This is a genomic window from Microbacterium sp. (assembly GCF_044508325.1).
GTDB lineage: Bacteria > Actinomycetota > Actinomycetes > Actinomycetales > Microbacteriaceae > Microbacterium.
The window spans coordinates 1-2,693 of sequence record NZ_JBIQHX010000044.1; the positions used below are offsets into that span (position 1 = coordinate 1).

A 2,693-nucleotide genomic window follows, 5' to 3' on the forward strand; every position below is an offset into this window, starting at 1 on the left:
GGGATCTTCACGCCGTACTTGTCCTCGGTCTGCACCGCGATCTCCACCATCGACAGCGAGTCGATGTCCAGGTCGTCGACGAAGCTCTTCTCCGGGGTCACCTCAGACGGCTCGATGCCGGTGACCTCTTCGATGATCTCGGCGAGACCGGCGATGATTTCTTCCTGACTGGCGGGCACGGTGGCTCCTTCTTGTTGTTGATACGCACTCCGTGTGGAGAGCGCTATTCCGGACGATTGAGTTGGATATTCGGTTGTAGCCGGGCTCAGAGCTCGCCCAGGCCGTCCAGATCTGTGGGGGACTTGACGGCGCGCGTCGGCGTGCCCTTCAGTTCCCGCTTGGCGATGCCCACGAGCGTTCCGGCGGGCGGGAACTCGACGATGGCCGAGGTGTTGCGGTCGCGAAGGGTCGCGGTGCACAGATCCCAGCGCACGGGCTTGGTCAGCTGGGCGACGAGCTTCTCCATCGCGTCAGCGGCCGAGGTGACGGGCTGCCCGTCGGCGTTCGACAAAAGTGTCGCGGTCGGCTCGCTCGTCGTTACAGACTGCGCGGCGGCGGCGTAGCCGTCCAGGGCCGAGGCCATGTAGTGGGTGTGGAACGCACCCGCGGTGGCGAGCTGGCGGACCCGGGCCTTGGCAGGCGGATCCTCGGCGAGCTTCTCCAGCGCCGCGATCGCGCCTGCGGCCACGATCTGGCCCGCGGCGTTGCGGTTGGCGGGCACCAGATCGAGCGACTCCAGGCGGGCCAGCACCTCGGTCTCGTCGCCACCGAGCACTGCCGACATCCCGGTGGGCTCGACGGCGCACGCCTTGGCCATCTCGGCGCCGCGGGTCGCGGCCAGTTTGACGGCATCGTCGGCGGAGATGACGCCGGCGATCGCGTAGGCCGCGATCTCGCCGACGGAGTGCCCGGCCACGATGGTCTCGGTGGTTTCGGGTGCACCGCGCTTGACGAGCGCCTCGTGCGCCAGCAGTGTCGCGGCGACCACGAGCGGCTGCGTCACCGCGGTGTCGGTGATCTCCTCTGCCGTGGCAGTGGTGCCCAGCCGGGTCAGATCCAGGCCGCTGATCTGCGACCAGGTCGCGAGGCGGTCAGCAGCGCCGGGCAGCTCCAGCCATGCGGTGAGCATGCCGGGAGTCTGCGAGCCCTGTCCGGGGGCAAGCAATGCGAGCACGGGTGGTTGAGGCACGTCATTAAGAGAACACTGTGAAGATGGTTTTGCGCGGTGTAAGAGATTATGAACCTTGTCTTATGTTTTTGTAGGGTCTCCACAAAAGTGCATGTGATGCGACATTCGCGAGACCGTGCCGCAATCTGTGATTGTCGCGGTGACCGCGTCTTGGCCTCCTCCGCGCGCCTCCCGCGCCTGCCCGGCTCGGCGTGCGAGCATCGGATCAGCCATTTGGCGTGCTCGACTGATATGCCTGTTTGCTCAGTCGGCCGACGGTCGCCGCCACCCTCAGCACGTATGCATCGCGTGGCACCGCGGGATCCCGGCCGGTGAAGTCGGCTATCCGTTTCAGGCGGTAGCGGACCGTGTTTGGATGAACGAACAATTTGCGAGCGCAGGCCTCGATCGCGCCGCCGGAATCCAGGTACGCGTCGAGCGTCTCGGTGAGTGCGGGCCCGGCATCGGCCAACGGCCGCATGACCTCGGTCTCGAGCATCGCGATCGCGGTGGCGTCTCCGAGCAGCGCACGTTCGGGCAGCAGTTCGCGCGCGGCCACGGGGCGCGGTGCGCCGCCCCAGCCGGCCACGGCGTTCATGCCCGAAATGGCCTCGGTCGCACTGCGATGCGCCGCGGTCAGCGTCGGCGCGGTCGGGCCGATCACCACAGGACCGTCGGCGAACACCGACAGCAGCTCACCGAGCAGCCGGTCCGTCGGGGCCAGCGGCCCGGAGACGATCGCGACCAGCCAGGTGCCGTGCACATCGGACAGTGCCGCGCGGTCGTTGCGCTGTACGACGTCGCGGACATCGTCACTCGCGAGGTCCAATCGGTCGGCGTGCGGCAGACCGACGATCACCGTGGCCGGGGCGGTGGCGTCCCAGTTGAGCGCGGCCGCCTGAGATTGCAGCTCGGCACCGATGTCACCGCGCACCACGGCGTCGACGACGTTTGCCTCCATGCGGGTGTCCCAGGCTCCGCGCGCCTCGGCCTGATCCGCGTACGCGCTGGCCGCGGCGAACGCCAGATCGCGGCTGTAGCGCAGAATCCCCGCCGTCAGCGCGTTCAGTTGTTCTTCCGTGCGGGCCAGCAGCGGCACCACCTCCTCGAAGAACTCCATCGAGGTGCGCACCATCTCGACCGATTGGCGCAGCGCGATGCGACGGCGCAGATCCTGGGGTACCACCTCGAACGCCTGGGCCGTGTAGCCGACGTCGCTGCTCGGATCCCGCATCCACTCGACGAAGTTGACCACCGCGGTCTGGACGACGAGCTGGACGCTGGCCCGCTGCGAGGCGTCGAGGTCGGCGAAGAACGGCAGACGTTCCTCCATGGCGTGCACGGCCTCGGTCGCCAGCCGCCCCGAGTACTGCTTCAGCCGGCGCAGCGTCGAGTCGGGCACGCTCTCGAGCACCTCGACCGTGGACTTCGGCGGAACGAAGCGATTGTCGGGCATCCCTAAAAGCTACGCCCTTTTTGTGGGGGATTCCTCCAAACGTTCGGTGGCACCCTTCCCGGCGAGCAG

At 67.7% G+C, this 2,693-nt stretch carries 3 protein-coding genes; all 3 read right to left on the reverse strand.

The window, feature by feature from the left end; all coding sequences use genetic code 11:
- Window positions 1-179 (reverse strand): acyl carrier protein (locus tag ACIWQI_RS16110; protein ID WP_396658976.1); only part of this gene is annotated, 179 nt, incomplete at its 3' end.
- A gap of 86 nt (window positions 180-265) precedes the next feature.
- A complete protein-coding gene (locus tag ACIWQI_RS16115) occupies window positions 266-1,189 on the reverse strand; it encodes an ACP S-malonyltransferase (RefSeq protein WP_396658972.1) in 924 nt (307 codons plus the stop codon).
- A 205-nt stretch (window positions 1,190-1,394) separates the two neighbouring features.
- Window positions 1,395-2,570 carry a PucR family transcriptional regulator gene (locus tag ACIWQI_RS16120; RefSeq protein ID WP_396658974.1) on the reverse strand — a complete coding sequence of 392 codons (1,176 nt, stop codon included), beginning with the start codon at window positions 2,568-2,570 and terminating at the stop codon, window positions 1,395-1,397.
- Window positions 2,571-2,693 lie beyond the last annotated feature (123 nt).